Source organism: Microbacterium sp. (assembly GCF_049661145.1).
GTDB lineage: Bacteria > Actinomycetota > Actinomycetes > Actinomycetales > Microbacteriaceae > Microbacterium.
In genome coordinates, this window is sequence record NZ_JBASZT010000415.1 from 1 (window position 1) to 6,582 (window position 6,582).

Annotated in this window: 7 protein-coding genes; 4 read left to right on the top strand and 3 right to left on the bottom strand. The window is 72.2% G+C overall.

The window, feature by feature from the left end:
* Both WBP48_RS17245 and chrA read right to left on the bottom strand, forming a co-directional pair.
* A partial coding sequence (locus WBP48_RS17245; RefSeq protein ID WP_424441969.1) for a VIT1/CCC1 transporter family protein occupies window positions 1-651 on the bottom strand: 651 nt, incomplete at its 3' end.
* Between the two features lie 97 nt (window positions 652-748).
* Window positions 749-1,963: a chromate efflux transporter gene (gene chrA, locus WBP48_RS17250; RefSeq protein WP_424441970.1), complete on the bottom strand. Its 1,215-nt coding sequence runs from the start codon at window positions 1,961-1,963 to the stop codon at window positions 749-751.
* A gap of 124 nt (window positions 1,964-2,087) precedes the next feature.
* Between chrA and WBP48_RS17255 the strand changes: the two genes are divergently transcribed.
* From WBP48_RS17255 to WBP48_RS17270, 4 genes are read left to right on the top strand one after another with little or no spacing between them, the layout of a single operon-like run.
* Window positions 2,088-2,978: a metalloregulator ArsR/SmtB family transcription factor gene (locus tag WBP48_RS17255; protein WP_424441971.1), complete on the top strand. Its 891-nt coding sequence runs from the start codon at window positions 2,088-2,090 to the stop codon at window positions 2,976-2,978.
* Between the two features lie 47 nt (window positions 2,979-3,025).
* Window positions 3,026-3,442, top strand: coding sequence for an arsenate reductase ArsC (locus WBP48_RS17260; RefSeq protein WP_424441972.1), 417 nt, complete (start codon window positions 3,026-3,028; stop codon window positions 3,440-3,442).
* Complete coding sequence (locus tag WBP48_RS17265) at window positions 3,439-4,194, top strand: aquaporin (RefSeq protein ID WP_424441973.1); 756 nt, start codon at window positions 3,439-3,441, stop codon at window positions 4,192-4,194. Before WBP48_RS17260 ends, WBP48_RS17265 begins: the two co-directional genes overlap by 4 nt.
* A complete protein-coding gene (locus WBP48_RS17270) occupies window positions 4,194-5,588 on the top strand; it encodes an FAD-dependent oxidoreductase (RefSeq protein ID WP_424441974.1) in 1,395 nt (464 codons plus the stop codon). Before WBP48_RS17265 ends, WBP48_RS17270 begins: the two co-directional genes overlap by 1 nt.
* A 78-nt stretch (window positions 5,589-5,666) precedes the next feature.
* Here WBP48_RS17270 and WBP48_RS17275 read toward each other — a convergent pair whose 3' ends face one another.
* On the bottom strand, window positions 5,667-6,503 hold the full coding sequence (locus WBP48_RS17275) for an aldo/keto reductase (RefSeq protein WP_424441975.1): 837 nt from the start codon (window positions 6,501-6,503) through the stop codon (window positions 5,667-5,669).
* Window positions 6,504-6,582 lie beyond the last annotated feature (79 nt).

Below are 6,582 nucleotides of genomic sequence, written 5' to 3' on the forward strand. Positions count from 1 at the left end.
GCGCAGCACGGCTCGGCCGCGCGAGGACCCGCCGATCCACGCCGCGACCCACCCGGTGACGGCGAGCGCGACCAGCACGGTCGCGAACGTCCAGACGATGCGCGCGGGATGCGGGATCAGCACGATCGTCGCCAGCGGCAGCAGCGCCCCGATCGTGAACGCGACGGCGGACGCGATGGCGGCGTGCCACGGACTCACGACATCGCGCTCGTCGATGTTCAGCTCGATCGCGAGATGCGCCCGCAGGGCGTCGCGCTCGGTCAGCTCGACGGCGACCCGGCGTGCCGTCTCCGCACTCAGCCCGCGCGCCTGCTCGAGCCCGACGAGCTCCTCGAGCTCGCCGTCCGGATCGTCGGCGAGCTCGCGGCGCTCCTTGGCGATGAGCGCCTTCTCGCTGTCGCGCTGACTCGACACCGACACGTACTCCCCGAGCGCCATCGAGATCGCGCCACCGATCAGGGCCGCCGCGCCGGCGACCAGCACCGGATACACGTCGCTCGTGGCGCCGGCGACGCCGACGGCGACGGCGGCGGTGGAGACGATGCCGTCGTTGGCCCCGAGGACGCCGGCGCGCAGCCAGTTCAGCCGCTGCGCGATCCCGGGACGGTGCGGCTCGTCGGCGTGCTGGCCGGGTGCGGACTGATCGGGCATCGTCTCACGCTACGGCGATCGCGCCGCGGGCGCCACGAAGGCTAGGCGATGCTTCGTCGGCCGGTCCGCCCGGGAGGCACGTGCCGCCGCCCGGGGACTACGACGGGAACAGCGCCAGGAGGACCCCGCCGCCGGCACCGACGATCACCACGACCCAGGGCGGCAGCTTCCACGCGACCAGGAGCACGAAGCACACCGCGGCGAGGCCGAACGGGGCGGGCCCGGTGATCGCCGTGGTGAACACCGGCGAGTAGAGGGCGGCGGCGAGGATGCCGACCACGGCGGCGTTCGCGCCCCGCATCATCGCCTGCGCCCATCCGCGGCGGCGCAGGTCGTTCCAGAACGGCAGCACTCCCACGAGCAGCAGGAAACCCGGCAGGAACACCGCGATCAGCGCGATCAGTGCGCCCGGCACGCCGCCGGGGCCGACGTCGGCGAGCGCGCCGAGATATCCGGCGAACGTGAACAGCGGGCCGGGGACGGCCTGCGCGGCACCGTACCCGGCGAGGAACTGCGCGTCGGTCACCCACCCGGGATCGGCCACCCCCGCCTGCAGCAGGGGGAGCACGACGTGTCCACCGCCGAACACCAACGCGCCGGCGCGGTAGAACGCGTCGAACAGGGTCAGCGTCCCCGATCCCGTCGCACCGGCCAGGATCGGCGTGGCCGTCAGCAGCAGCACGAACAACACCAGGCACACCACGCCGACGGCGGGCCGCACGGGAAATCTCAGCATGTCCGACTCGGCGCCCGGGGACCGGCGGCAGAACACGATGCCGCCGACCGCGCCGAGCGCGATCGCGGCGACCAGCCCGAGGGATCCGAGCGGCAGGCACGCGATCAGCAGGGCGACGACGGCGATCCCGGCGCGGGTGCGATCGGGTGTGAGGGTGCGCGCCATCCCCCACACCGCCTGCGCGACGATCGCGACGGCGACGACCTTCAACCCGGTCAGCAGCCCCTCTCCGACCGGGCCGGTGAACAGCGTCGCCCCGGAGGCGAACGCGACCATCAGCACCGCCGACGGCAGCGTGAACGCGACGAACGCCGCGACGGCGCCCCACGAGCCCGCGCGCAGCAGCCCGACTCCGAAACCCACCTGGCTCGATGCCGGGCCCGGGAGGAACTGGCACAGCGCGACCAGGTCCGCATACTCCCGGTCGTCCAACCACCTCCGCCGCTCGACGAACTCGGTGCGGAAGTACCCCAGGTGGGCGATCGGCCCCCCGAACGAGGTGGTGCCGAGCTTGAGGAAGACGCGGAAGACCTCCCACGCCGTCCCGCGCCCGGGCGCCGTCGGATTCTGCGGCATCGGCGGTTCCTGTCCTCGGAGGGGCGTGGGCGGGCGCGGGGCGGCGGTGGCGAACGGATGCCGCTGCCGCCGTCACGCGGCGACTCGGCGCCCACCCGAGACCCTACTGGATAGACTGCTGTCTATGGATCCGGCGCTGCACACCCCCGCGCTCGCGGTGCTCGCCGACCCCACCCGATCCCGCATCGTCCAGCTCATCCGCGAGGCCGACGGAGGCCGCACGCTGGTCGGCCGGCTCGCGGAGCAGCTCGGGCTGCGCCAGCCCACCGTCAGCCACCACATGGCGGCCCTGCACGCCGACGGCGTCGTGATCCGCGAACCGGAGGGCAGGCGGGTCTGGTACTCGATCGATCCCGACCAGGAGGCGCGGATCGCCGCGGTCCTCGGCACTCCCGCCGTCCCCGCCGATGAACCCGACTGGGAGCGCATGGTCGACGATCTCGCCGCCCGCTACCGCGGTGTCTTCAACCGCGAGACGGTCGCCCGCTACCTCGCCGACAGTCGTGACCTCCTCGCCGCTCGCGGCGATGCGCCGCTGCTGGCATCCCGCGCTGCGGCATTCACCACGGCGCGACTCGACGATCTGAACCGCGCCGCGCATCCGTCGGGCATCCCGACGGTGCTGTTCGTCTGCGTGCAGAACGCCGGCCGCTCCCAGCTGGCTGCAGGCATCCTGCGCCGGCTCGCCGGCGACCGGGTGGTCGTGCGCACGGCGGGGTCCGCACCGGCCGGTGAGGTCCGTGCCGCGATCGTGACGGCGCTGGACGAGATCGGCGTCGCGATCGGCGGCGAGTTCCCCAAGCCGCTGACGGAGGAGGCGGTCCGGGCCGCCGACGTCGTGGTCACGATGGGCTGCGGCGACGCCTGCCCCGTGTATCCCGGCCGCCGCTACCTGGACTGGGATCTCGCCGACCCGGTCGGCACGCCGCTGCGGGTGATCCGTGCGATCCGTGACGACATCCACGAGCGCATCAGCGCCCTCCTCCCCGAACTGATCGACATGGCCGCCGCGTAATCAATAGATGAGGGTCTATGCTTTCCTCGAAGAGGAAGCGAGATCCCATGAGCGACACGCCCACCGTCCTGTTCGTCTGCGTGCACAACGCCGGCCGGTCGCAGATGGCCGCCGGCTATCTGCAGTCCATCGCGGCCGGAAGGATCGAGGTGCTGTCGGCCGGATCCGAGCCGAAGGAGCAGATCAACCCGCTCGCGGTCGCCGCGATGGCCGAGGAGGGCATCGACATCGCCGCGAACACGCCGAAGCTGCTCACCGTCGACGCCGTCCGGGAGTCCGACGTCGTGATCACGATGGGCTGCGGCGATGCCTGCCCGATCTTCCCCGGCAAGCGCTACGAGGACTGGAAGCTGGACGATCCCGCCGGGCAGGACGCTCCCACCGTCCGCCGCATCCGCGACGAGATCCGCTCCCGCGTCGAGGCCCTCGTCGCCGAACTGCTCCCGTCGGGCACGCCGGAGTGAACGCACAGCCCGATCGCGCAGGGCTTCGACTCGGACGCCGCGCTCTCGCAGAGCTGCTCGGCACCGGGCTGCTGGTGACCGTCGTGGTCGGTTCGGGGATCGCCGCGCAGCGGCTCTCGTCGGATGCCGGTCTGCAGCTGCTCGAGAACGCGATCGCCACCGCGCTCGGTCTCGGGGTGCTGATCCTGCTGCTGGGCCCGGTCTCCGGAGCGCACTTCAACCCCGCCGTCTCCCTTGCCGACGCGATCCTCGGCCGACGCTCGGGGACGGGGCTCTCGCTCGCCGCGCTGGTCCTCTACGCCTGCGCCCAGGTGGTCGGCGCGATCGGCGGCGCCATCCTCGCGAACGCGATGTTCGCCGCGCCGACCGCGATCTCCTCGACGGACCGCGCCACGCCCGCGACGGTGCTGGCCGAGGTCGTGGCGACCGCCGGGCTCGTGCTCCTGATCATCGGCCTCGCCCGCGCCCGTCGGCCCGTCCCGGTGGTCGCCGCCGGCGTGGGCGCGTACATCGGGTCGGCGTACTGGTTCACCAGTTCCACGTCGTTCGCCAACCCGGCCGTCACCGTTGGCCGCATCTTCACGGACACCTTCGCCGGCATCGCTCCGGCGTCGGCGCTGCCGTTCCTCGGCGCCCAGCTGGCCGGCACCGCGCTCGGCATCGGATTGGCCGTCCTTCTGTTCCCGGATGCGATCGAAACGGGCGATCTGGTCGCCGAACCCGTTCTGACCGAGACGAAAGAGACCTCCTGATGACCCGTATCGCCGTCATCGGCGGCAGCGACGCGGGGATCTCCGCAGCGCTGCGCGCCCGTGAGCTCGACCCGACCGCCGACGTCACCGTGATCGTCGCGGACGCCTACCCGAACTACTCCATCTGCGGCATCCCGTACTACTTCACCGGGGAAGTCGCCCCGTGGCAGTCCCTCGCGCACCGCACCCACGCCGACCTGGAAGCGACCGGCATGTCCCTGCGGCTGGACACCCTCGCCACCGGCATCGACGTCGCCGGCCGACGGCTGACCGTCCGCGACCGGTACGGCAGGGAGGACGCGATCGGCTACGACGAGCTCGTCGTCGGCACCGGCGCCCTGCCCTTTCACGCCGGCATCGCGGGCCTTGACCGGCTGGGCCCGGACGACGGGGTCCACGTCATCCACTCGATGGGCGACACCCTCGCGCTCGACGAGCACCTGACCGGCCGCGACCCGAAGACCGCGATCATCATCGGCGCCGGCTACGTCGGCCTCGAGATGGCCGAAGCCTTCGCCGCTCGCGGCATCCAGGTCGCACAGCTGCAGCGCGGCCCCGAAGTGCTCTCCACCCTCGACCCCGAACTCGGCGGTCTGGTGCGTGCGGAGCTCGAGGACCACGACGTGCTCGTGTACACCGACACCACTGTCCACGCCGTCGAGAAGACCACGGACGGGCTCACCGTCCACGCCACCCGAGACGGCGAGCCGGTCACCCACACCGCCGACCTCGTCCTCGCCGTCGTCGGCGTCCGACCCAACACCGCCCTCCTCGAGTCGGCGGGGGCCGTGCTCGGAGCCGGTCGCGCGGTCGTCGTCGACGAGCGGATGCGCACCGGCCTCCCGCACGTGTTCGCCGCCGGGGACGGGGTGATCACCCACCACCGCCTGCTCGGTACCACCTACCTGCCGCTGGGCACCACCGCCCACAAGCAGGGTCGCGTCGCAGGGGAGAACGCGCTGGGCGGTGGCGCCCGGTTCGCCGGATCTGTGGGCACCCAGGTGGTGAAGGTCTTCGACCTCGTCGCAGCCCGCACCGGCCTCCGCGATCAGGATGCCGCTGCTGCCGGGTTCTCGCCGTCGACGGTCGCCTCCGTCGCGGACGACCACAAGCGCTACTACCCCGGGGCGCAGCCGATCGGCATCCGCATCACCGGCGACACCACCACCGGGCGGCTCCTCGGTGCGCAGCTGGTCGGACGGCTCGGAACCGAGACCGCGAAGCGGGTCGACACCTACGCCACCGCCCTGCACGCCGGGCTGACCGTCGAGCAGGTCTCCGAGCTCGACCTCTCCTACACGCCCCCGCTCGGCTCCCCGTGGGACGCCATCCAGGCCGCGACCCAGGCGTGGTCCCGTGCGCATGCACTCACACCCGCGGGAGTCGTGTCATGACCGCCGTCGTCGTACGCCACTGCCCGTCCCCGCTCGCGACGAGCACGACTCTCGCCTGTTCGGAGCGTTCCGCCGGGGTCAGCCGTGGAACTCGGCCGGGTGCGGGCCGGTGCGACCGTTCCGGTCCAGGGCGTCGATCGCGGCGAGCTCGCGGGCGGTGAGGTCGAAGCCGAACACGTCGAGGTTCTGGGCGATGCGAGCGGGGGTGACGGACTTCGGGATCACGATGCGACCCTGCTGCAGATGCCAGCGGAGCACGACCTGCGCCGGGGTCTTGCCGTGCGCCGCGGCGATCGTGACGATCGCCGGGTCGCCGAGCACGGCACCCTGCGCCAGCGGGCTCCAGGCCTCGGTCGCGATGCCGTGGCGGGCGTCGGCGGCGATGACGTCGCGGTTCTGCAGCGCGGGATGCAGCTCGACCTGATTGACCGCGGGGACGATCTCGGCGACGTCGATGAGTCGCTCCAGGTGCTCGGGTTCGAAGTTGGACACGCCGATGGCGCGCACCCGACCCTCGGCGTAGAGCTTCTCCAGCGCCCGCCACGTCTCGGTGTAGAGGCCCCGATCGGGGGCGGGCCAGTGGATCAGGTAGAGGTCGAGGAACTCCAGCCCGAGCGTGGCGAGGGTGGCGTCGTAGGCGCGGAGGGTGCTGTCGTAGCCGTGGTCGCTGTTCCAGACCTTGGACGTGACGAACAGATCCTCGCGGGCGATGCCGGAGTCGGCGATCGCTCGCCCCACGCCCGCCTCGTTGCCGTAGATCGCCGCGGTGTCGATGCTGCGGTATCCGGCGGCGAGCGCGCTGGCGACCGCCGCGGAGGTCTCGTCGTCCGGAACCTGGAAGACCCCGAAGCCGAGTCGGGGGATCTCGACGCCGTTGTTCAGGGTCACGGTCGGGATGGTCTGTGTCGTGCTCATGGCTCTTCCTTCGTCTTTCCGGGATGCGGGGTGCAGCGGTGGTCAGCGGGGGTCAGCGGTGGTCAGTGGGTGGCGAGGG